Origin of the sequence: Mycolicibacterium gadium (assembly GCF_010728925.1) — a bacterium.
Taxonomy (GTDB): domain Bacteria; phylum Actinomycetota; class Actinomycetes; order Mycobacteriales; family Mycobacteriaceae; genus Mycobacterium; species Mycobacterium gadium.
Genome location: NZ_AP022608.1, coordinates 989,941 through 1,010,537, shown reverse-complemented (window position 1 = coordinate 1,010,537; position 20,597 = coordinate 989,941). Strand labels below are relative to the sequence as shown.

Below are 20,597 nucleotides of genomic sequence, written 5' to 3'. Positions count from 1 at the left end.
CAGTTAACCATTAGGCCTCGGGCGCGCCCTCGGGCGAAAACTCTTCGGTCACAGCGGATGCCGCCTCGTCGATGATGGCCCGCATGGCGCGTTCGGCAGCGGCCTCGTCGCGGAGTCTGATCGCACGCGCGACCTCGTCGTGCAGCGCGATCGCGGCGGGGTTCGGGATGTCGGGCATCATGCCGTGGTGGGTCCGGCCGGTGAGCACCTCAGCGACCACCCCGTTCAGCGCGCGGAACATCTCGTTGCCGCTGGCCTCGAGCATCGTCTGGTGGAAGATCTTGTCGGCCAACAGGTATGCGTCGAGGTCGCCGGACCGTCCATGGACAACCATGTCCGAAACTGCGGCCGCCATGATGCGGCACTGATGAGGGTCGGCTCGCCGCGCGGCGAGCGCCGCCGCGGCGGGTTCGAAGCCTCGGCGCAGCTCCGAGAGTGACAGCAGTTGTGCGGCCTTGTCGCCAGACTCGAGCCGCCACCGAATCACAATGGGATCGAAGACGTTCCATTTGCTCGCGGGCTGAATCGTGATGCCCACCCGGCGGCGGGACTCCACCATGCCCATGGACTCGAGTACCCGAACCGCTTCGCGCACGACGCTGCGGGAGACACCGTGCTGCGCGCTCACCCCGTCGAGGGTGATGACCTGACCGGCCGGATATTCACCAGACACGATCGCGGTGCCCAGCGCGGAGAGCAAACCCCCGTGCAGAGCGCCGACGATTGGTTGAGACACCACCTATACATCCTGTCATAGACTTTGCTGAGGTTATTAAAAACATATGATTGCGAAGGATGCTTGAAATAATATGATCATTGAGGCAAGCTGTGTGACGTCAAGCACAATGGGGTAGGTGGAGAAGATGGCGTCACCAATCGTCGCAATGGGCGTCTCAGGTTCGGGCAAATCGACTGTTGGAGCGGCGCTGGCGCAGCGCCTTCGGGTGCCGTTCGCCGATGCCGACGATTTCCATCCGCCGGCCAACATCGAAAAGATGACAGCGGGCGAGCCCCTGAATGACGATGACCGGTATCCCTGGCTGGAGGCCATCGGACAGTGGCTGGCCGAGCGCTGCGACTCAGGCGGTGTGATGAGCTGTTCGGCCCTCAAGCGAAAATACCGCGACCAGCTCCGCCGCCACTGCCCAAACGTCGAGTTTCTCCATTTGAGTGGCACACCCGAGGTCATCGCCAAACGCCAGTCCAGCCGCCCCGGCCACTTCATGCCTGCTTCGCTGTTGGCCTCGCAGTTCGACACACTCGAGCCTCTCGGCGATGACGAACGCGGCCTAGCCATCGATGTCGACCAGAACATCGACGCCATCATCGACACATACGTCTCTCAAACCGCAACGCGCACAACCGAACAGGAGTTCTAGTGGAAGCAATCGAACCGGCATACGGCACCGCCACGCTCTTAGTCATTGCAGCGGTGGCAGTCGCCGTGCTGCTGTTCCTGATCATGAAGGTGAAGCTGCACGCGTTCGTGTCGCTCGTGTTGGTGAGTGTGCTGACCGCACTGGCTGCAGGCATCCCCGTCGGCGATGTGCCCGACGCGCTGTCGTTCGGCTTCTCCAACACCCTTGGCTCGGTGGCCCTTCTGGTCGGCTTCGGCGTCATGATCGGCCGGCTACTCGAGATCACCGGCGGCGCACAGGTTCTGGCCGACACCCTGATCGGTAGGTTCGGTGAGAAGCGTGCACCGTTGGCACTTGGCATCGCCGCGCTGATCTTCGGCTTTCCGATATTCTTCGATGCCGGCCTCGTGGTCTTCCTGCCGATCATCATGACGGTCGCGCGGCGCTTCGGCGGTTCGCTCCTGCTGTACGCATTCCCGGCCGCCGGCGCCTTCGCCGCCATGCACGCGATAGTTCCACCGCACCCGGGTCCAGTCGCGGCCGCGGAGGCACTCGAGGCCAACATCGGGCTGACGCTGCTCGTCGGCGCGCCCGTCGCCGTCGTCTCCTGGTACATCGGCGCCTACCTCGTCTCCCAATTCATCGGGCGCCGTGTACATGTCGACGTTCCCGAGGCTCTGTTCGGTCCGATGAACGGTGGTCGCGAGGTGGTCACCACCGATAGTGACGCCGACCCTGACAACGACGGCGTTGCTGCGGGTCCAGGTCAGACGGTTACGCAGGCGCCCGCCCGGAAGGCGCCGGCGTTCGCGACAGTGCTCGGCATATTGCTGCTGCCGTTCTTCTTGATCTCGTTCAACACCGTGCTCAAGACACTGACCACCGCAGGGGTGATAGAAGAAGGTGCGACCTGGGCCGAGTACCTCATGCTGCTCGGGAACACCTCTGTCGCATTGCTGATCACGGTGCTCGTGGCCACCCTCGTGCTGGGACTGCGCGACCGGTCGATGGCCGGGGTCAGCGACATCTTCGACAACGCCCTCGGCCCGATCTGTACCGTCATCCTGATCACCGGCGCCGGCGGCATGTTCGGTGGCGTGCTGCGGCTGAGCGGCATCGGAGATGCGCTGAGCGGCTCACTCTCGAATCTCGGAATGTCCCTGATACTTCAGGCTTTCATCATCGCCACATTGCTTCGCGTCGCCCAGGGCTCGGCGACTGTCGCGATAACGACAACGGCCGGCCTCCTTGGCGCCGCCGCAGCCGAGGCGAGCTTGAGCAGCTTTCATCTCACGCTGTTGGTGGTTGCCATCGCTGCAGGAGCCACCGTTCTCTCGCACGTCAACGATTCGGGTTTCTGGCTGGTGAGCCGCTTCTTCGGGATGGACGTGAAGACGACGCTGAAAACGTGGACAGTGATGGAGACGACGCTTGGCGTCACCGCCTTTGCGATTGCTCTGGTGCTGTGGGTCGTCACCTGACCCGAGGCGTCAACCCTTGAGGACCTGAGTTCCGCCGGCGAGCTCGTCGTGCTTGCCCTGCTTTGTCGGACTGCCGTTGATGGTCACCGCGATGATGATGATCGCGACGACTCCCAGCAGACCGCCGACGAAAGGAATGATCGGCAGCAGCGTCCACGAGTTGCGGATCGCCGACTGCGCGGGCGTCGGCTTGGGTGCGCCGGCCGGACCGTGGACGCTGAGGCCGAGCAGCTTCTTGCCGGGTGTCGCTCCGATGGACACCTCGAACGCGACGAAGTACACGAAGGTGAGCGCACCGGTGAACAGCCCGGTCGCCCAGATATTCGACAACGTGTCCGTGAGGAAGATCAGGGCATAGCTGACGATGGCGACCAGGATGCCGTCGATGACTCGGGCCAGCCAACGCCAGAGCAATCCGCCGGGCTGCTGACCCCCGGGCGGGTAGCCGCCTTGCTGACCGTATTGGCCCGGCTGACCGTATTGGCCCGGCTGAGGGTTGTAGTCAGGGGTTGTCATCTCGCACTCCTCGCGTCCGCTGCGCGGAAGGCGAATCCAACCGCGGGGATGGTGGAGTCAATGTACAACCGAATGTGGCCGAACGTGCCTGTTCAGCGCACGATGATCATGAATTCAGGCGCTTGCGTTCCTGCTTGATCTGCTTACGCGCCTGCTTGACCTGTCTGCGGCCCTGATTGCGGGCCGTGTCGGCGAAATCGGTTGCGCGATCACGTGCGGTCTCAGCCAACTCCGGCGCACGGTCGCGGGCGACCTCTGCCAACTCCAGCCCGCGATCACGCGCGACATCGGCGATTTCGGCGCTGCGCCTGCGCGCCAGCTCCGCAAACTCGGGTCCTCGCTCGCGGGCAACGTCGGCGATCTCGGCACCGCGCTTGCGCGCCAGCTCCGCAAACTCAGGCGCCCGCTCGCGAGCGACGTCGGCGATCTCGGCACCGCGCTTGCGCGCCAGCTCCGCGAACTCAGGCGCCCGCTCGCGAGCGACGTGGGCGAACTCGCGGCCGCGTTCGGCACCGACCTGCAGTCCGTGACCGACCTTCTCGGCGAGCGGGCTGTCGGCGAGCGCCCCACCGGTCGCCGCACCGACCGGCAACGCGGCGCTGACGGCGTCAGAGACTTTGTGGGCGGCGCGACGGCCGCGCCATCCCAGTGAGGGTTTGCCCTCGGTGTCGACGGCGGCGATGATCAACCCGCCGATGAGACTGATGTCGGTGAGGAAGGCCCGACGCTCATCGGCCTTGCGCTGGGGATCCGTCTCATTCCAGAAGGTGTGTCCGCCAAGGCTTCCCGGCACCACGCTGAGCGCAAGCGCGGCCGATGCCAGCCGGGGCAACTTGCCGCTGGCGAGCAGGAGGCCACCGCCGATCTGAACCGCGGCGTTGACCCGGGCGACGGTCTCCGCGTTGGACGGGACATTGGTACCGACGGGGTCGGGCAGTTTGCTCAGCCCCTCGAGCGTGGGACGGGCCGCATCGGCGGCGGGCTTGGGGCTGCGCAGGGCATCGACGCCACGGGCGATGAACGCCGCCGACAGCATGGGACGGGCAACACGTCGGATCAACATGGCCACCGTGTTCCCCGGGCCGGGGCGTCACAAACGTCAATAGGTGGGGTCGCGCTGGTCCCTGTCCCGCAGGGGCAGCGCGTACCAGAACGCGATCAGGGCCACCAGGGTGCAACCGCCGGCGATCCAGGCGCCGGTTCTGCCGACCACGCTGTCGAAGATCACCACAGCGACGCCGGATAGCGCCATGCCCAGCAGCATGATGCCGACTTCGGCGTAACGATGGGAGACCGCGACCAGCGTCTCGAGTCGGTGTCGCCGGAACAGCACGCGATGCATGCTGACGGGCGCGACCAGCAGCACCGTCGCAGCGAGCGAACAACCGACCGTCACCAAATAGACGATGCGCATCACGACATCCAGGTCGGCGAAGCGCGGCTGAAACGGCAGGATGAGCAGGAACCCGGTGAGCAGCTGAACACCGGTCTGGGCAACTCGCAACTCCTGCAGCAGACTCGTCCAGTTACGGTCCAGCCGTTCGGCTTCCGTCTCGTCGCGGTCGCGATCCCGACGGCCCTCGTCGCTGTCCGGATGTTCGCTTGTCACCGGTGCAGTGTCCCACCGCAACCCGGCGCCTACGACCGATTGGGAGTACGCACGGTGTGACAACTGCCGGTCGATGCGCACTGCGTACTCATCGGCGTAGCGTCGGCTGCGTGGCTCTCGTTGCGGGCGTTGACTCATCCACCCAGTCCTGCAAAGTCGTCATTTGCGACGCGGACACCGGCGCGGTCGTCCGCTCGGCGAGCTCGCCGCATCCGGACGGCACCGAGATCGATCCGCAGCAATGGTGGTCGGCGCTGCAGGCGGCCGTCACCGCCGCCGGCGGGCTCGATGACGTGGCTGCGGTTTCGGTCGGCGCGCAGCAGCACGGCATGGTGTGTCTCGACGGCGCGGGTGATGTTGTACGAGATGCATTGCTGTGGAACGACACCCGGTCCAGTGCAGCCGCTGACGAGCTTGTGGCCGAGCTCGGCGCCCAGGAGTGGGCAGAGCGCATCGGCGTGGTGCCCGTCGCCGCGATCACGGCGGCGAAATTGCGCTGGCTCGCCGATCACGAACCCGCGCATGCCGATGCGACGGCCGCGGTGTGCTTGCCGCACGACTGGCTGACCTGGCGGCTGAGCGGTTCGACCGACATCGCCGATCTGCGCACCGATCGAAGCGACGCGAGCGGCACCGGGTACTTCTCATCGGCGTCCGGCAGCTATCGATTCGACCTGCTCGAAATGGCGATGCGGGGCCGACGACCCCATGTCCCCGCGGTGCTCGGCCCCGCCCAGGAGGCGGGCCGGACGTCGACCGGCGCAGTGCTCGGCCCCGGTGCCGGCGACAACGCGGGGGCGGCCCTCGGACTGGGCGCCGAACCCGGTGATTGCGTCGTCTCACTGGGCACGTCGGGCGTCGTGAGCGCGGTGGGTGACGTGGCGCCGCACGATCCCGACGGGATCGTGGCGGGCTTCGCCGATGCAACCGGCCGCCAGTTGCCGCTTGTCTGCACGCTCAACGGCGCCCCGGTACTTGCCGCAGTAGCCACAATGCTCGGCGTTGACTTCGACGAGTTGGATCGGCTGGCGATGTCGGCGGAACCCGGTGCCGGCGGGTTGACGCTGGTGCCGTATTTCGAAGGTGAACGCTCGCCCAACTTGCCTTCGGCCGCGGGTGCGATGCACGGTATGACCACCCGAAACCTCTACGCCGCCAATATTGCTCGCGCCGCCGTGGAAGGTCTGCTCAGCTCGATGGCCTACTGCATCGACAGGATCACCGAACACGGCGTCGACGTCAATCGCATCATCCTGGTAGGCGGGGGAGCGCGGTCGGGGGCGGTGCGTCATATCGCGTCCGCACTGTTGGGGGCACCTGTACATGTGCCGACACCCGCGGAGTACGTCGCGCTGGGCGCGGCTCGCCAGGCAGCATGGACACTTTCTCAAGCTGACTCGCCACCGGCATGGTCGTTCGGGATCACGACAACATACACGGCAGCCCCGACGCCGCACGTGCTCGATCAGTACCGCGCGGCGCAACCGTTGACGCTTGGGCAGTGAACTATACGTGGGAACAGTTGGCGGACAGCGTTGTTCGATGTCGCCTACCGTTCCTCGACGTCACGGTCGGGGTGATCTGGGGACGACTGGGCGCCGCGCTGATCGACACCGGATCCACCCTGACCGAAGCACGGGCGATCCGCGCCGATGTCGAGCAGATGACGGGCCGCGAGGTGAGTCACGTCGTGTTGACTCATCACCATTTCGACCATGTCCTGGGCTCGTCGGCGTTCGACGGTGCCGCCGTGTACTGCGCGCCCGCGGCCGCGGCGACCATGACCGGTCACTCCGAGCGCCTGCGCTCAGAGGCCCTGCTGTACGGCGCGAAACCGCGCGACGTCGACGAGGCCGTTGCCGCGTTGCGGCGGCCCCAGCACGAGGTGGAATCGGACGTCATCGATCTCGGCGAACGCGTGATTTCCATCAGCCACCTGGGTCGCGGCCACACCGACCACGACCTGGTCGCGGTCGTCGAGGGTGCTGATCGCCGCGTTGTCTTCTGCGGCGATCTCGTCGAAGAGTCCGCCGACCCGTCGATCGACGACGGCTCCGATGCCACGGCATGGCCGGGCACTCTTGATCGACTGCTCGAAGCCGGTGGCCAGCACGCCCTCTACGTACCCGGTCATGGCGCGGTCGTGGATGCCGATTTCGTGCATCGGCAACAGCGGTGGCTCGCGAATCGTGTGACGAAGTCGGACCCGAGACTGTGATGTGGGTCATTGCTTGACCAGCTCTAATTAGGTGACCCTAACCATTCGTTTTGCTTACGAATGGCTGGAGGTGCCATGAGGGCCGACCTCGAATTCGCTTATGACCTGACGCTCGACGAGGCGCGACGCCGCAGTGCAGTCCTCGAGGCGATCGGTGACGGGTGGGATCCGATGACTGTGATGGCCGAGGAACAGCGGGCTGAAGAAATGTTGTACTCCGATCTCGACGACGAGCAGCAACGGATTTACGACGATCTCGTTCGCGCTGGTGTCCTGCCTGATCGGAAAGCGGTCAATGCTGCCGATTGATCCCACCGCCGACCGGTCACGACGCGCCTGGCTGCCCTGCCCGTGTTGTGACCACCCCGCCACATGCGTGGATTGCCATGACCGCAAGAACTGCGCTATCCATTGGCAGTACCTGCTGAGCAACAAGGGCACGGAGGTCCACCTGCAATGCTCTGACTGCGGCTACCTGTGGTCGACCGACACGCGGAATCGAGCGCGGCGACGTCGCGCGGCCTGACCGCTAGGCACCCGCTTCGGGGCGAGGCCATCGCGGCCGAGGCAGCACTTGTCCCGGCGGTGGCCGCATCCGGTCCAGTACGGCTCGCAACGGTGGCCAATCGGCTCGGCCACGGCGTGTCACCGCGTACGCGGTCAGCACCGCTTCGGGTGTCGCCAGCGGTAGCACCTTCACACCTCGGCTGGTCGGACGGCCCATCGGCAACAGACCGACCCCGAATCCCGCCTCGATCAGGTCTTCGACAAGGTCCAGGCTGTCGATCTCGTGCGCGATGCGCGGCGCGAAACCGGCGAGCGACGCCAGGGTGCGAACGGCTGTCTCGTCAGCTGTGTTGCGGGAGTTGACAATCCACGTCTGGTCGGCGTACGCCGCAATATCCGCGGGTCCGTCGGGATACGTCGATGGGACGGCCAGCCCCCACGTGATCGACCAGAGCGCCTCGGTCTGCAGCACCTGGTTCGGCGAAGCGGGAGCCAAGTTGTAGTCGTATGTGAGCGCCAGATCGAGATCGTCGTCGGTCAGCAACGCGAAGGCTTCGATGGGTTCGTACTCGCTGATCACCAAACTCACGTCCGGATACTGTGCGGCGAGGTCGGCGACGATCGGCAGCAGCGACACCCGGATGCCGGTGGCAAATCCTCCCACGCGCACCGTGCCCGACGGTTCGGCGTCGGGATCGAGGTCGAGTCGGGCGCTGTCGATCGCCGCGAGGATCGTGACCGCGTGGTCGGCCAGTCGCAGCCCCGCTGGGGTCAGCCGCACCCGACGGCCGTCGGGCTCGATCAGCTGTGCCCCCGTTTCCCTGGCGAGCGCGGCGATCTGCTGCGACACCGTCGATGTCGTGAGGTGGTACGCGTCGGCTACCGCCCGCATCGAGCCCAGACGCGAGAGCGACAGAAGGAGTTGGAGCCGCCGGGTGTCCATCGCACAATTGTTCATGAATCGTGAACGGTATGTCCGGAAAAATCACGTGGACGTGAACGGTGTGTGTCCCGTTCAATGCATGGGTGACCACGAACCAGGCGCGCACCGGGGCCTTCATGGCGCTGGGTTCGATGCTCTGCGTCCAGTTGGGTCTCGCGATCGCGGTGACGCTGATCGACGACATCGGAGTCGAAGGCGCGGCGTGGCTGCGGCTGGCATGGGCCGGAATTCTGCTGTTGCTCATTGTGCGGCCAAAGCGTTCGGCGTTCACAAGGTCGAGCTTTCTGATGTGCGTCGTGCTCGGTGTGGTCACGGCGGCCATCACGCTGCTGTTCATGGCGGCCCTGGACAGGATTCCGCTGGGCACGGCCAGCGCCATCGAGTTCCTCGGCCCGCTGTGCGTCGCGGTGATTCATGGCAAAGGCAGGCACCGCTACGTGTGGCCGGGCCTCGCCGCCGTCGGTGTGGTGTTGCTGACCCAGCCATGGGCAGGCGTCATCGACCCCGTCGGCGTCCTGTTCGCACTCAGCGCGGCGGTGTGCTGGGCCACCTACATCCTGCTGACCCAGCGCGTCGGCGATCAGGTCGCGGGCATCAACGGACTGGCCGTGTCGATGCCCGTCGCCGGCCTGGTGGCCACCGCGACGGTCGGACCCGCGGTGTTCGAGCGGATGACGCCCGAAATCCTCCTGATCGGCATCGCCCTCGCGATCCTGCTGCCGGTCGTGCCGTTCGCGTTGGAACTGTTGGCCCTGCGCCGATTGACGACGGCCGCGTTCGGCACCCTGATGGCACTCGAGCCCGCGTTCGCGATGATCGTCGGCCTCATCGTGCTGCACCAGATACCCGGTATCGCAGGGGTAGCCGGGATCACCGTCGTGGTGGCGGCCGGGATCGGCGCCGCCCGCACTGGGGCGCGCACAACGTCGCCCGTACCCGCCGAGGTGAACTCCTAGCTACGCTCGTCGTATGGCAAGCGGATTTTACGGTTCACCGATCGTCGGCGTCATGAACAAGATGTTCGTCGCGCTCATCGATGCGCCGCTAATCGGCCCGGTGGTGCGGCGCGGAATGATCAACATCCGCTATGTCGGACGACGCTCCGGCAAGACCATCGAAACCCCGATCGGCTATCGACGCACTGACGACGGGGTCGTCATCAACGTGATGTCACCGGACAACAAGACGTGGTGGCGCAACTTCCTCGGCGACGGTGGCCCCATCACCCTGGTGAAGTTCGACGGAAATGACCGCACCGGTCACGCCGTCGCCAGCCGCGATGCCAAGGGCCGCGTGTCGGTGGCCGTCAAGCTCTAGTCAGCCCTCGAACCTCTTGCGCCGCAGCAGTGTTCCTGCTGCCAGCAGAATGAGGCTGATCACCAGGATCGCGGTGGCGAGCACGTTGATCTGAGGCGGCACCGCAGCCTTGACCGCCGCATTCACATACAACGGATACGTCACCGTGGATCCGCTGACGAAATACGTGATGATGAAGTCGTCCAGCGACAGCGCGAACGACAACATCGCCGCCGCAACGATGCCCGGAATGATGAGCGGCAACGTCACTTTGAAGAACGTGCGCAAGGGGCTGGCGCCGAGGTCCATCGACGCGTCCTCCAGGGTCCAATCAAAGCCACGGACCCGCGCTCGCACGGTCATCGCGATGAAGCTGACCTCGAAGGCGATGTGTGCAATCAGGATCGTCGCGTATCCCGCGGCCCAGCCGAAGTCAAGGAACAGCGTCAGCAGCGCGGCACCCATCACGACTTCCGGAGCGGTCAGCGGAAGGATCAGGAAGGTGTCGACGGCCCTTTGCCCGCGCCACCGTTGCCGAACCAGTGCGATCGCCACCAGGGTTCCAAGCACCAACGCGACCGCGGTCGAGATGGCCGCGACCTCGAGACTCAGGATCAGCGCTTCGGTCAGCGGCGGATACTTGAACGGGTCCGCCCAGTTGTCCAGCGTGAATCCCTGCCAGGTGTAGTTGAACTTGCCTGCGGGTTTGTTGAACGAGAACAGGATGATCACGAAGATCGGCAGGAAAAGGTAGAGCAGCACCAATCCGGCGACCACCCGGAGCAGGACGTCGCCCCACCGCGGATTGCCCTTGACCGTCTTCGCCGGTCTCGGGCTGGTGGCCGACTCCATCGCGGCGAGCGTCATACGAGATCCTCCGTGCCCATCGCCCGCGTGTACATCAGCACTCCACCCAGAATGATGAGCATCAACACCAGGCTCAGCGCCGCCGCGGCAGGGTAGTCCTTGACGACCAGGAACTGCTTCTGGATGACGTTGCCGATCATCGTGGTCTGCGTACTCCCCAGGTAGTCGGCGTTGATGAAGTCGCCGACCGACGGGATGAAGACCAACATGCTTCCCGCCAGCACGCCCGGCATCGACAGCGGCAGAATGACTTTCGTGAAACTACGGACGTTCGACGAGTAAAGATCCTTGGATGCCTCGATCAGCCGCGGATCGATCTTCTCGAGGCTGACGTAGAGCGGCAGGATCATGAAGATGATCCAGTTGTAGGTGAGTCCGCCGATCACCGCCCAGCTGGTGGACAGCAGCCGGCCCTCCTCCGGCAGCAGTCCGATGGTGCCGAGCGTCTGGACCAGCCAGCCCTCGTCAGCCAGGATCGTCTTCCATGCGATGGTGCGGATCAGGAACGTCACGAAGAACGGCAGGATCACCAGACCGAGGATCAGGTTCTTGAACCGCCCCGCCTTGAACGCGATGACGTAGGCCAGCGGAAAGGCCAGCACCAGACACAGCAGGGTAGCCGCCAAGGCATAACCGAACGACCGCAGAATCTGGTCGCGGTACAGGCTGAACGCTTCGAAGTAGTTGTTGAAGTCCCACGCGAATTCGAGCGTGGGCATGTACACCGAACCGCCCGACGACGACAACGACGTCTGCGCCAGCGTGAAAAACGGCACCACGAAGAAAATTCCGAGGTACACGAGCGCCGGCAGGACCATCAAATACGGAGCGATCTTGCTCCGCTGCCGACCGCTGGTGGCTACACCCGCCATCCGGTCAGCCGCCGGTGACTGCTGCGTACAACGTGTTGTACTCGAGGGTCTGCTCGTCCGTCAGCGCGGCCCAGCCCTTCGACTTCTCCAGGGTCTCCTTCGACGGGTTGATCAGCGGGTTGCTCGCCGCGGCGGGATCGACCTTCTCGAGTTCCTCGGTCATATCCGACAAGACGGGGACGTACTGCACGAAGGACACCAGCTTGGCGTAGTTCGCGCGGTCGTAGATGTAGTTGATCCACGCCTCGGCAGCGCTTTGGTTCTTCGTGGTGTAGGGGATCACCATGGTGTCGACGAACGTCGTCGCACCCGACTCCGGAACCACGAATTGCAGATCGGGGTTGTCGGCCTGCAGCTGGACCACGTCACCCGAATAGGCCTGTGCGACAGCGATGTTGCCCGCCGCGAGGTCATCGGCGTAATCGTTGCCCGTGAAGCGGCGGATCTGTCCCTTGTCCTTCTGCTCACGGACGAGGTCAACGGCCTTCTGCACCGCCTCGGTGCTGGGGTCCTCGGGGGAATTGCCTTGCGAGAGCATCAGCATGCCGAGGCCGTCCTGGGCGTCCGAGAACAAGCTGACACGGCCCTTGAACGCCGGGTCCCACAGATCGTCGATCTTTGAGATGTCCCGACCGGTCGCCGCACGGTTGTAGGCGAGACCGACGAGGCCGGACATGTAGGGCGCGCTGAACTTTCGCTCCGGGTCGACGCTCGCCTCGAGCAGATCCGGACGCAGGTTCTTCTTGTTGGACCACCCGGCATCGCTGATGTCATTCAGCCAACCGAGCTGGTGCAGGCGCACCGCCATGAACGTGGTCGGCACCGCGAGGTCAGCACCGATGTCCTGCTTGCGCGACAACGGTTCCTTGTTCTTGGCGAACCACTGCTCGTTGTCGTTGAAGTCTTCCTTGTAGTCCACCGTGATGCCGGACGCGGTCTGGAAGGCGGCGACGAAACCGTCGGCCATGTACAGCGGCCAGTTCGAAACCCGCAACGTGCCGCTGGCCGGGCCACCGTTCTGTGCTGAAGTCTCGCCCGATCCGCCGCCGTCCGAGCTACAGGCGGCGAGGAAGGACGGACCGAGAGCCAGCGCGGCGGCGGCCGCGGCACCGCCGCCGATGAACCGCCGACGGGAGGTCCTGTTGGCGGCGAGCCGAGCGGCCAGTTCGAGGTCGATGTTCGTGGATGGCATGGCGACTGTGCCTTTCGTCGATGGGAAAGAGGGGACGGGCGAACGAAAACGGGCGATCAGGAGTCGTCGAGCATCTCTTCGAGATCTTCGGCCGTGGGGATGTCCGCCGCAGGCAGCACCAGCGAGGCGTCCGGTGCCCATGCCACGTGGACCTCGTCGCCGGGCCGCAGCATCGGCAGGTCTTGTTCGGGACCGACGTGAGCGATGATCGTCGAATCGTCGGGCGCCACCATCATCAGCCGCACCACCGGACCCTGGAATGTCAGATCCTTGACCGTCGCGGCCACGGTCGCGACATCTCCGGTCGGCGTGTCGACCGATACCCGGACTCGTTCCGGCCGCACCATCAGCGTCGCGTGGCCGCCTGGTTCGATCGCCGTGTCACCGGGGCGGGCCTTCAGCGTCGTCCCGAGCACTTCGACTTCGACGAAGTCGCGGTTGGTGCGGCCGGTCTGGCGGCCCGCCCACAAGTTCGCCTGTCCGATGAAGCTGGCGACGAACACCGTGGAGGGGCGGTCGTAGATCTCGGTCGGCGTGCCGATCTGGTCGACGTTGCCCGCGTTCATGACCGCGATGCGGTCACTCATCGTCAGCGCCTCTTCCTGGTCGTGGGTGACGTAGATGAACGTGATCCCGACCTCGCGCTGGATGCGCTTGAGCTCGAACTGCATGGCGTGCCGCAGCTTGAGGTCGAGCGCGCCCAGCGGTTCGTCGAGAAGCAGTGCGCTCGGGTAGTTGACCAGCGCACGGGCCAGCGCGACACGCTGCTGCTGGCCGCCCGACAGCTGGGCGGGCCTGCGCTCGGCGAAATCGGTCAAGCGGACGACCTCGAGCAATTCGTCGACACGCTTGCGCACTGCGCCTTTTCCTTGGGCCTTTTCAATCTTGCGGCTGCGCGGTCCGTACGCCACGTTGTCCCACACGGACATGTGCGGGAAGAGCGCGTAGTGCTGAAAAACCGTGTTGACGTTGCGTTTGTGCGGTGGCACCCGCGAGACGTCGACCCCCTCGAGCCGAATGGCTCCCTCGGTGGGGCTCTCGAATCCCGCGATCATCCGCAGCGTCGTCGTCTTTCCGCAGCCCGAGGGGCCGAGCAGCGAGAAGAACTCACCCGAGGCGATGGAGAAGTCCGCCTCGGCGACCGCTACGTAGTCCGAGAAGCGCTTGGTGACATGGTCGATCTCGATGACCGGACCGCCCTTGGTGCGGTCGGCCCCGTGTTGTCCCGTCGATTGATCTACGGCGGTGGTGTGTGAGCCGGTCAGAGCGGATCCTCCTCAAAACCCCCAAAGCTGTGGATAAACAATCGCCGATCATGCTGACCTTCGCAAGCGATTCCGCAACGAATTTACATTCCGACAATGGAATCCTTCGTCAACTGGGCCCGGAACCGAATGAATCCGCTGAAGCGCGCGTGCGGGCGCGCGGCCGGGCGGTCTGAGCCGCCGGCTGTGGAGGTCGCGAGGATGCGCCCATGATCAGTTTCGCAGTCGGTGGCCGCGGGGTCGGGGAAATCTGATGACTCGTTTACCCCGGTGGCTTGCCCGGGTAGTGGTGAGGGCATGGCAACGGTGGATGTCTCGGTGTCGTCCGATCTCAGCCCGGAGAAGGCGTGGGAGCTCGCGTCGGATCTGAGCAGGTTCGACGAGTGGCTGACCATTTTCGGCGGCTGGAAGAGCGAGGTGCCGACGCAAGTCGAGGTCGGCACAACGGTGTCGTCGACGATCAAGGTCAAAGGGTTCCGCAATGTCATCCACTGGCGTGTCACCCGGTACGACGAGCCGAAGGCCATCGAGCTGGTCGGCAGAGGAAAGCCCGCCGTGTGCATCGCCCTGCGCCTGTGCGTGAAGGAGGTACCCGGCCCCTCCGACGATGTCGTCCCCGGCTCCGTGTTCCAAGTGATCGCCGACCTCACCGGCGGTCTGCTCAACACCAGGGTGGGCAATCTGGTCGCGAAGGTCCTCGAGTCCGACGTTCGCCGATCGGTGACGAACCTGGCGGCACTGCGGTAGTTCTCAGCCCCACTCGTGGTTCATGGCGCGGGTTTCGTAGCGCGCCTCGAGCGATTCCGGCGGCGATGTTCCCGGACGCGACAGCGCGATGAGCACCATGGCCAGAGCGGCCGTCACGGCGCCGCCGATGAAGATGACGAAGAAACTGCTCTCCATCGGCACACCCGTACCGGCCACCAGCCGGCTGAGCAGCACGGCGACCAGGGCCGCGGCCGTCGAACTCCCGATCGTGCGGGCGATCGCGTTCATGCTCGTGGCGACGCCGGTCTCGCTGGCGTCGACCTCGCTGACAACCAATGCGGGCAGGGCGCCGTAGCCGAGACTGATGTACGCGTTGGCCAAGACGCCCGCGACGATGACCTGCCACGCCTGCGAATGCGCGAATGCGATGAACAGGAACCCGGCGATGCCCGCGACGGCTGCGACGAGGAGTACGGGGCGAGCGCCGAAGCGGTCGATGAACCTGCCACTGAACAAGGCGATGAGGAAGCCCGTGACCGCCCCGGGCAGCAGGAAGACCACGCTGGCCTCCAGGACCGTGGCACCGAATCCGTACCCCGCTGCCTCCCTGGGTATTTGGACGAACTGTGTCAGACCGAGGAAGGCGAAGTACAGGCCCATCCCGACGAAAATGGTGGCGAGGTTCGTCAGCAGAATCGGGCGCCGCATCAACATGTCGGTCGAGACCAGCGGTTGTTCGGCACGTCGTTCCCACTTCCACCAGCCGACGAGCACGATCACACCGCCCGCGGCACAGCCGAGCGTCGCCGGCGAAGTCCAGCCCCACGACTGGCCCTGGGTGACCGACAGCAGGATCGCCGACAGTCCGGTCGCGAGTCCCACCGCGCCGAGCCAGTCGATCGTCCCGGTGACGCTGCGTGGCCGCCAGGGGACCACGATCACCGCGATCACGACGACGATGGCGGTGAACGCGGTGGTCAGCCAGAACACTCGGTGATAGTCGGCGTTGTCGTTCATCAATAGTCCCACCACCACGAGACCGGTGCCGCCACCGAAGCCCAGCGTGCCCGACAGCACCGCCATCGCCGACATCAGGCGGTCGGGGGGCAATTCCTCACGCAGGATCGCGATGCTGACCGGGTAAAGGGCGAAGGAAGCGGCCTGGAGGACGCGACCGACGATGAGCAGCGGCAGCGAGGTCGTCGTGGCCGCGAGCAGTGAGCCGAGGAACACGACAGCGAGGACGATCAGCATGACGAGCTTCTTGCTGTGCAGGTCGGCGAGTCGGCCGATCAACGGCGTCGCGGCGATCGCGGCCAGCAGGTTGGCGGTGACCGCCCAGCTGACGCCGACATCGGACGCGTGAAGCTGGTCGGCGATGATTCCGAGCACCGGCACAACGGCGGTCTGTAGGACGGCGACGGTCAGGACCACGATGCTGAGCCCGGCGACCAGCAGTCGGTGCGGCTCGTCGCGGGCGCTGGTCGACCGTGTCGATTCGGTCTCCACCACCCACCGCTCCGATCGTTAGTACATCTTCGTTCTACCGATTATCTGCCCACGCCGATTCGCGCGAACAGTCGCCCGGCGTGATCGAATGACGCCATGCCGCAGCAGGACGCTTGGAGCCCCTTGACGGAGTCGACGTTCAGCGGTCGGCGTCCCGCGCACGCCGGTGACCTGTCGGTTGAGACACACGGCATTGCGCCGATCGCGCAAGATCAGCGGTACGGAACACCTGCCCGGCTCTTCACGGTGTGGTTCGCACCGCAGGTGAACATGGCCGGGGTGTTCACTGGCACGCTCGCGATCGTCCTCGGCTTGGGGTTCTGGCTCGGCCTTGCGGCGATGGTGATCGGGACGGTGCTGGGCTCGCTCATCGTCGGCTACTTGTCGACCTGGGGGCCTCGCACAGGTGCCGGCCAGCTGCCGAACTCGCGGATGGCCTTCGGCGGAACGGTGGTGGTTCCCGCTGTCCTGCAATGGTTGTCGTCGATCGCTTGGGACGCACTCGTCGCTTTGTTCGGGGGCGAGGCCTTGGCCGTGCTGCTCGGCATCCCGTTCTGGATGGCGGTGCTGATTGTGCTGGGAGTGCAGGGCGCCGTCGGATTCATCGGCTATGAACTGATCCACCGACTGCAGGCGGTGCTGACCGTGGTGCTGTTCGTCACTTTCGTCGTGTTTGCAGTGAAACTTGTTGGTGGGCATCAGATCGTCACACCTGCAGCCCTTTCCGGGGCGGACCTCGTCGGCGCATTCGTACTCGAGGTGACGATCGCGTTCAGCCTCGCAGTGTCGTGGGGGAGCTATGCCGCCGACTTCAGCCGCTACCTGCCGGTGAGTTCCTCGCGTGTGCGCGTATTCGGGTTCACGTTCGCCGGGATGGTGTTGGCGTACATCTTCGTTCAAGGTATTGGGATCGCGGCCGGCGACCTGCTCAGCGAGCACACCGCCGAAGGCGTGCACTCGGTGATGGGCGGCGGATTGCTCGGCGTGCTGGCGCTGTTGATTATCGCGCTGGCCTCGATCGGCTCCGGGGTGATGAACGACTACAGCGGGTCGCTGGCGCTGCAGACCATCGGGGTCAGGGTGCGCCGGCCGGTTTCGGCGCTGATCGTCGCCGCCCTGGCGTTCGCCCTGGTGCTATGGCTGCACGCCGCTGAGACCGCGACGCGCTTCCAGGATGTGCTGTTGATCGTCAGCTACTGGATTCCCGCGTTCGTCGCCGTCGTCGTGATCGACTGGGCGCTGCGTATCCGCGGCAGGGCCAGCATCAACCCCGCAGAGGAACCGACCGACCGTCCAAACGCCGTCGCCGCGTTGATCGTGTTTGTCCTCGCATACGCCGCGGCGATCCCGTTCATGCACACGTCGCTGTTCCAGGGGCCGATCGCGCATGCATGGCATGGTGCGGATATCGCGTATTTCGTGAATCTGTTGGTCGCCGCTGTCCTTTACGGCGGCTACCGCTTGGTGCGCAGGCGCGGCGCGTCTGTCGGCTGAGCGGTGGTGTCGATGAAGTCATCGATCAGATCCACCACTTCGCCCGGCCGTTCGACGTGAGGGAAGTGACCGACGCCGGCGAGTACCTCCAGCCGGCTTCCCGCGCGTGCTTCGTGCAGCGCGTAGCCATGCTCGACGGGAATGATGCGGTCCTGGTCGCCCCAGATCACCATCATCGGCATCTCAGCGGTCACGTGTAGCCGGTTCAGCGCGCTCACCGCTTGACCGCGGTGGTCGACGACCGAGCGCAGAGTCCGCAGGAAGGCCTGTCGCGTCTCGCCATCTGCCAGCGAGGAATAGGCGCTCCACATCTCGGCGCCACGAGGTGATTGAATCCCGGCGGTGGACAACCACGAGCGCAGTTTGTTGCCTGCGGTGAGCACCGGGCGCGGCGCGATGACCGGCAGGATCAACTCGGCTCCGGGGGCGGAGAGCATGCGAAGCGTCCAGCCGACATCGGGTCCCAGGCCGCCGCTGCTGATGAGTATCAGCCGCTCGCAGAAGTCGGGATGCTGGTAGACGAACTGCATGGCGACGCCGCCGCCCAACGACTGGCCGATGATCGTCGCCCGCGACACGTCCAACTCATCGAGCAGGTCCCGCAACCACACCGCGAACGCGCCCAGCGAGTAGTCGCCGCGCGGCTTCGCGGATTGCCCATGACCGAGCAGGTCGGGCGCGACGACCCGGTACTTGCGCGACAGCTGGGGGATCACCGCCCGCCACGTCCCGGAACTGCCGGCCATTCCGTGAATCAGGACCAAGGTTTGGGGGCCGGTGCCTACGTCCTGGTAGGCCACCCGGTCCCCGTGCAGCTCGAGATATTTCATCTCACTCACCTGAAACGGCCCCCTCGTGGTTTCCAGTCACTATCTACCCGAAAGCGGGGCAGGTGAAGCTGCGTCAGAATTGTGAGATCAACGCACTCGGCGAGTTCTCGGTGTACGGCCCGTCACATTGGGCTGCGCTGGCGGTCTTCGTCGCGGGGGCGGTCGCCGTCGTGTGGCTCGGCCGCAGGCAGACCGAGCGCCAGGCGCGGGTCTTCGGACGGATCGTCGGTGCGCTCACCGCGGCTATCTATGTCGCCGCGTTCGTCAACGCGTTGTCCCCACCCGACCTGCGGTGGTCGGTGCCCCTGCATCTCACCGATCTGGCGACGATGGTGACCGCCTACGCCATGTGGTCACAGCGGCAATGGGCTTACACACTGACCTACTACTGGGGCCTGGTACTCAGCGTGCAGGCATTGATCTCGCCGGTGCTGACCGGTCCCGACTTCCCGCACTACCAATTCCTGGGGTTCTGGGCGATTCATCTGCTGGTCGTCTGGGCGGCGATCTATCTCACCTGGGGCCGGGGTATGCGGCCCGGGTGGCGCAGCTATCGGTTCGTGGTGGTGGTGACGTTGACGTGGGTGGCGGTCACGATGACGTTCAACAGCATCGCGGGCAGCAACTACGGCTTTCTCAACGCGAAACCCGCCACCGCGTCATTGCTCGATGTGATGGGGCCGTGGCCGTGGTACGTCCTGGTCGGAGCGGTCCTGGTGGCTGGCGTGTGGGCGGCCATGACGTGGCCGTGGGAACGCAGGCGCGGACGTCAGGCCGGGTCGTCGGCGTGTTCGTCGGCCAGCTGAGCCACGGTCAGACCGTCGACGAGCCGGTCCAGCGCACCGGTCATGGTGGGACATTCGTGTGCGGGATGCTCGGTCGGGCACTGCAGCGCATGCGTGAGGAACTGTTGCGCGCCCCGCGCCTGCCTGACGACTTCGTCCAACGCGCAGATCTGTTCTCGGACGATTTCACGCCACTGCGGCCCGGGCGCATCGAGCACAGCAGCCGCGGTATCGAGCGAGACTCCGAGCTCCTGGAAGATTTTTATGAACGCCAGACGGCGGAGGTCGTCGGGCCCGTACATCCGCTTGCCGGCCCGTCGGTGCGCAGGACACGCGAGCCCGCGCTCGTCGTAGTAGCGCAGAGCGGACGTCGACAGCCCCAGCCGGGCCGCCGCCTCACCGATCGGTACGAGGTCCATCGCTTCTCATTTGACTTCAAGCCGACTTGAACCTGCAAGCTCGTGGGATGACCAGTCCAGAATCACTTCCGGTCAACCATCACGCCGATCACCACGGCTTTTCTGGTGTGAGCGGGGCGGTTGTCGGGCTGCTGCTGCTGTGGATGGGACGGGCCAACGCGCGACTGGCCGTCGAGGTCACCGGGGTGTCGGCCGGGGACCGCGTCATCGACATCGGGTGCGGGCCCGGTGGTGCAGTCCGGGAAGCGGCTCGACGCGGGGCAAGGGTGACCGGCATCGATCCCGCTCCGGTGATGTTGCGGTTGGCCCGTACCTTCACCCGGGACGCGACTATCGAGTGGGCCGAGGGCACCGCAGAAAGCGTGCCGCTGCCGGACGGTTCAGCGACGGTCCTGTGGTCGTTGGCGACCGTCCATCACTGGCAAAACGTCGGCATGGGACTCGGTGAGGCACGACGGCTGCTGGCGCCGAACGGCCGGCTGCTCGCCGTCGAGCGCCGAGTGAAGCCCGATGCGAAAGGTCTGGCGAGCCACGGGTGGACACAACAGCAAGCGGAATCATTTGCCGCCCAGTGCCGCACATCGGGGTTCACCGACGTGGCGGTCGCCCAACACGGGCATGGACGTCGCAGCGTTTGGACCGTGATCGCCGTCCGGCCATGAGAGATTGGTCAAGTCCACCTCGGGGTAGTAACTGACGGTCAGGTAAAACCGGGGCCTTTCGGAGGT

23 protein-coding genes are annotated in these 20,597 nt (G+C 65.3%); 11 read left to right on the top strand and 12 right to left on the bottom strand.

The window, feature by feature from the left end; all coding sequences use genetic code 11:
* Positions 1 to 10: 10 nt before the first annotated feature.
* Positions 11 to 739, bottom strand: coding sequence for a FadR/GntR family transcriptional regulator (locus G6N36_RS04885; RefSeq protein ID WP_163685428.1), 729 nt, complete (start codon positions 737 to 739; stop codon positions 11 to 13).
* Between the two features lie 124 nt (positions 740 to 863).
* Here G6N36_RS04885 and G6N36_RS04880 point away from each other — a divergent pair, with 124 nt between their 5' ends.
* Positions 864 to 1,379, top strand: a complete 516-nt coding sequence (locus G6N36_RS04880; protein WP_163685426.1) for a gluconokinase — start codon at positions 864 to 866, stop codon at positions 1,377 to 1,379.
* On the top strand, positions 1,379 to 2,839 hold the full coding sequence (locus G6N36_RS04875) for a GntP family permease (protein WP_163685424.1): 1,461 nt from the start codon (positions 1,379 to 1,381) through the stop codon (positions 2,837 to 2,839). Before G6N36_RS04880 ends, G6N36_RS04875 begins: the two co-directional genes overlap by 1 nt.
* 9 nt (positions 2,840 to 2,848) lie before the next feature.
* Here G6N36_RS04875 and G6N36_RS04870 read toward each other — a convergent pair whose 3' ends face one another.
* The 3 genes from G6N36_RS04870 to G6N36_RS04860 form a co-directional block, all read right to left on the bottom strand.
* Positions 2,849 to 3,355 (bottom strand): RDD family protein, encoded by a 507-nt coding sequence (locus tag G6N36_RS04870; protein ID WP_163685422.1) that lies wholly within the window; start codon positions 3,353 to 3,355, stop codon positions 2,849 to 2,851.
* 106 nt (positions 3,356 to 3,461) lie between these two features.
* A complete protein-coding gene (locus G6N36_RS04865) occupies positions 3,462 to 4,418 on the bottom strand; it encodes a DoxX family membrane protein (protein WP_163685419.1) in 957 nt (318 codons plus the stop codon).
* 36 nt (positions 4,419 to 4,454) lie between these two features.
* Positions 4,455 to 4,964 carry a DUF6328 family protein gene (locus tag G6N36_RS04860; RefSeq protein ID WP_163685417.1) on the bottom strand — a complete coding sequence of 170 codons (510 nt, stop codon included), beginning with the start codon at positions 4,962 to 4,964 and terminating at the stop codon, positions 4,455 to 4,457.
* A 110-nt stretch (positions 4,965 to 5,074) separates the two neighbouring features.
* On the opposite strand from G6N36_RS04860, the gene G6N36_RS04855 reads away from it, so the two are divergent.
* The 3 genes from G6N36_RS04855 to G6N36_RS04845 all read left to right on the top strand — a co-directional run bounded on the left by G6N36_RS04855 (position 5,075) and on the right by G6N36_RS04845 (position 7,491).
* Positions 5,075 to 6,469 (top strand): xylulokinase, encoded by a 1,395-nt coding sequence (locus tag G6N36_RS04855; RefSeq protein ID WP_163685415.1) that lies wholly within the window; start codon positions 5,075 to 5,077, stop codon positions 6,467 to 6,469.
* Positions 6,466 to 7,182, top strand: a complete 717-nt coding sequence (locus G6N36_RS04850) for an MBL fold metallo-hydrolase (protein ID WP_163685413.1) — start codon at positions 6,466 to 6,468, stop codon at positions 7,180 to 7,182. The genes G6N36_RS04855 and G6N36_RS04850 overlap by 4 nt, the downstream gene beginning before the upstream one ends.
* Positions 7,183 to 7,257: 75 nt before the next feature.
* Positions 7,258 to 7,491 (top strand): DUF6400 family protein, encoded by a 234-nt coding sequence (locus tag G6N36_RS04845; protein WP_163685411.1) that lies wholly within the window; start codon positions 7,258 to 7,260, stop codon positions 7,489 to 7,491.
* A gap of 220 nt (positions 7,492 to 7,711) precedes the next feature.
* On the opposite strand, the gene G6N36_RS04840 is transcribed toward G6N36_RS04845, so the two are convergent.
* Entirely contained in the window at positions 7,712 to 8,632 is a 921-nt protein-coding gene (locus G6N36_RS04840; RefSeq protein ID WP_163685409.1) for a LysR family transcriptional regulator, read from the bottom strand.
* An 83-nt stretch (positions 8,633 to 8,715) separates the two neighbouring features.
* On the opposite strand from G6N36_RS04840, the gene G6N36_RS04835 reads away from it, so the two are divergent.
* Together G6N36_RS04835 and G6N36_RS04830 are read left to right on the top strand one after the other, a co-directional pair.
* Entirely contained in the window at positions 8,716 to 9,588 is an 873-nt protein-coding gene (locus G6N36_RS04835) for an EamA family transporter (protein WP_163685407.1), read from the top strand.
* Positions 9,589 to 9,601: 13 nt separating this feature from the next.
* A complete protein-coding gene (locus tag G6N36_RS04830) occupies positions 9,602 to 9,949 on the top strand; it encodes a hypothetical protein (RefSeq protein WP_163685404.1) in 348 nt (115 codons plus the stop codon).
* Here the strand turns inward: G6N36_RS04830 and G6N36_RS04825 are convergent, their stop codons facing one another.
* Genes G6N36_RS04825 through G6N36_RS04810 form a run of 4 tightly spaced genes read right to left on the bottom strand, consistent with a single transcriptional unit; the run spans position 9,950 to position 14,046 of the window.
* Positions 9,950 to 10,795 carry an ABC transporter permease gene (locus tag G6N36_RS04825; RefSeq protein WP_163685402.1) on the bottom strand — a complete coding sequence of 282 codons (846 nt, stop codon included), beginning with the start codon at positions 10,793 to 10,795 and terminating at the stop codon, positions 9,950 to 9,952. It lies immediately after the preceding gene.
* On the bottom strand, positions 10,792 to 11,667 hold the full coding sequence (locus G6N36_RS04820; RefSeq protein WP_083123222.1) for an ABC transporter permease: 876 nt from the start codon (positions 11,665 to 11,667) through the stop codon (positions 10,792 to 10,794). The genes G6N36_RS04825 and G6N36_RS04820 overlap by 4 nt, the downstream gene beginning before the upstream one ends.
* Before the next feature lie 4 nt (positions 11,668 to 11,671).
* Positions 11,672 to 12,859 (bottom strand): polyamine ABC transporter substrate-binding protein, encoded by a 1,188-nt coding sequence (locus G6N36_RS04815; protein ID WP_163685401.1) that lies wholly within the window; start codon positions 12,857 to 12,859, stop codon positions 11,672 to 11,674.
* Between the two features lie 56 nt (positions 12,860 to 12,915).
* Positions 12,916 to 14,046 (bottom strand): ABC transporter ATP-binding protein, encoded by a 1,131-nt coding sequence (locus tag G6N36_RS04810; protein WP_163690424.1) that lies wholly within the window; start codon positions 14,044 to 14,046, stop codon positions 12,916 to 12,918.
* Between the two features lie 375 nt (positions 14,047 to 14,421).
* Here G6N36_RS04810 and G6N36_RS04805 point away from each other — a divergent pair, with 375 nt between their 5' ends.
* The gene (locus G6N36_RS04805) at positions 14,422 to 14,871 is read left to right on the top strand and encodes a type II toxin-antitoxin system Rv0910 family toxin (RefSeq protein WP_163685399.1); all 450 of its coding nucleotides are present in this window, start codon (positions 14,422 to 14,424) and stop codon (positions 14,869 to 14,871) included.
* A gap of 3 nt (positions 14,872 to 14,874) precedes the next feature.
* Here the strand turns inward: G6N36_RS04805 and G6N36_RS04800 are convergent, their stop codons facing one another.
* Positions 14,875 to 16,344 (bottom strand): MFS transporter, encoded by a 1,470-nt coding sequence (locus G6N36_RS04800; protein WP_163685397.1) that lies wholly within the window; start codon positions 16,342 to 16,344, stop codon positions 14,875 to 14,877.
* A 93-nt stretch (positions 16,345 to 16,437) separates the two neighbouring features.
* On the opposite strand from G6N36_RS04800, the gene G6N36_RS04795 reads away from it, so the two are divergent.
* Positions 16,438 to 17,835 (top strand): purine-cytosine permease family protein, encoded by a 1,398-nt coding sequence (locus G6N36_RS04795; RefSeq protein WP_163685394.1) that lies wholly within the window; start codon positions 16,438 to 16,440, stop codon positions 17,833 to 17,835.
* Here G6N36_RS04795 and G6N36_RS04790 read toward each other — a convergent pair.
* A complete protein-coding gene (locus tag G6N36_RS04790) occupies positions 17,796 to 18,665 on the bottom strand; it encodes an alpha/beta fold hydrolase (protein ID WP_179964717.1) in 870 nt (289 codons plus the stop codon). The two genes, G6N36_RS04795 and G6N36_RS04790, sit on opposite strands and share 40 nt — an antisense overlap.
* Before the next feature lie 68 nt (positions 18,666 to 18,733).
* Between G6N36_RS04790 and G6N36_RS04785 the strand changes: the two genes are divergently transcribed.
* Positions 18,734 to 19,471, top strand: a complete 738-nt coding sequence (locus tag G6N36_RS04785; RefSeq protein WP_276068019.1) for a YwaF family protein — start codon at positions 18,734 to 18,736, stop codon at positions 19,469 to 19,471.
* Here G6N36_RS04785 and G6N36_RS04780 read toward each other — a convergent pair.
* Positions 19,435 to 19,869, bottom strand: a complete 435-nt coding sequence (locus G6N36_RS04780) for a MerR family transcriptional regulator (protein ID WP_163685390.1) — start codon at positions 19,867 to 19,869, stop codon at positions 19,435 to 19,437. The two genes, G6N36_RS04785 and G6N36_RS04780, sit on opposite strands and share 37 nt — an antisense overlap.
* 47 nt (positions 19,870 to 19,916) lie before the next feature.
* Here G6N36_RS04780 and G6N36_RS04775 point away from each other — a divergent pair, with 47 nt between their 5' ends.
* A complete protein-coding gene (locus G6N36_RS04775) occupies positions 19,917 to 20,531 on the top strand; it encodes a class I SAM-dependent methyltransferase (protein WP_163685388.1) in 615 nt (204 codons plus the stop codon).
* Positions 20,532 to 20,597 lie beyond the last annotated feature (66 nt).

What these genes read in the sequence shown, in the direction of transcription:
- G6N36_RS04815 (WP_163685401.1), bottom strand. Translation starts at nt 12,859, where the DNA reads ATGCCATCCACGAACATCGACCTCGAACTGGCCGCTCGGCTCGCCGCC.
- G6N36_RS04780 (WP_163685390.1), bottom strand. Translation starts at nt 19,869, where the DNA reads ATGGACCTCGTACCGATCGGTGAGGCGGCGGCCCGGCTGGGGCTGTCG.
- G6N36_RS04870 (WP_163685422.1), bottom strand. Translation starts at nt 3,355, where the DNA reads ATGACAACCCCTGACTACAACCCTCAGCCGGGCCAATACGGTCAGCCG.
- G6N36_RS04825 (WP_163685402.1), bottom strand. Translation starts at nt 10,795, where the DNA reads ATGACGCTCGCCGCGATGGAGTCGGCCACCAGCCCGAGACCGGCGAAG.
- G6N36_RS04775 (WP_163685388.1), top strand. Translation starts at nt 19,917, where the DNA reads ATGACCAGTCCAGAATCACTTCCGGTCAACCATCACGCCGATCACCAC.
- G6N36_RS04830 (WP_163685404.1), top strand. Translation starts at nt 9,602, where the DNA reads ATGGCAAGCGGATTTTACGGTTCACCGATCGTCGGCGTCATGAACAAG.
- G6N36_RS04880 (WP_163685426.1), top strand. Translation starts at nt 864, where the DNA reads ATGGCGTCACCAATCGTCGCAATGGGCGTCTCAGGTTCGGGCAAATCG.
- G6N36_RS04805 (WP_163685399.1), top strand. Translation starts at nt 14,422, where the DNA reads ATGGCAACGGTGGATGTCTCGGTGTCGTCCGATCTCAGCCCGGAGAAG.
- G6N36_RS04840 (WP_163685409.1), bottom strand. Translation starts at nt 8,632, where the DNA reads ATGGACACCCGGCGGCTCCAACTCCTTCTGTCGCTCTCGCGTCTGGGC.
- G6N36_RS04845 (WP_163685411.1), top strand. Translation starts at nt 7,258, where the DNA reads ATGAGGGCCGACCTCGAATTCGCTTATGACCTGACGCTCGACGAGGCG.
- G6N36_RS04820 (WP_083123222.1), bottom strand. Translation starts at nt 11,667, where the DNA reads ATGGCGGGTGTAGCCACCAGCGGTCGGCAGCGGAGCAAGATCGCTCCG.
- G6N36_RS04865 (WP_163685419.1), bottom strand. Translation starts at nt 4,418, where the DNA reads ATGTTGATCCGACGTGTTGCCCGTCCCATGCTGTCGGCGGCGTTCATC.
- G6N36_RS04790 (WP_179964717.1), bottom strand. Translation starts at nt 18,665, where the DNA reads ATGAAATATCTCGAGCTGCACGGGGACCGGGTGGCCTACCAGGACGTA.
- G6N36_RS04795 (WP_163685394.1), top strand. Translation starts at nt 16,438, where the DNA reads ATGCCGCAGCAGGACGCTTGGAGCCCCTTGACGGAGTCGACGTTCAGC.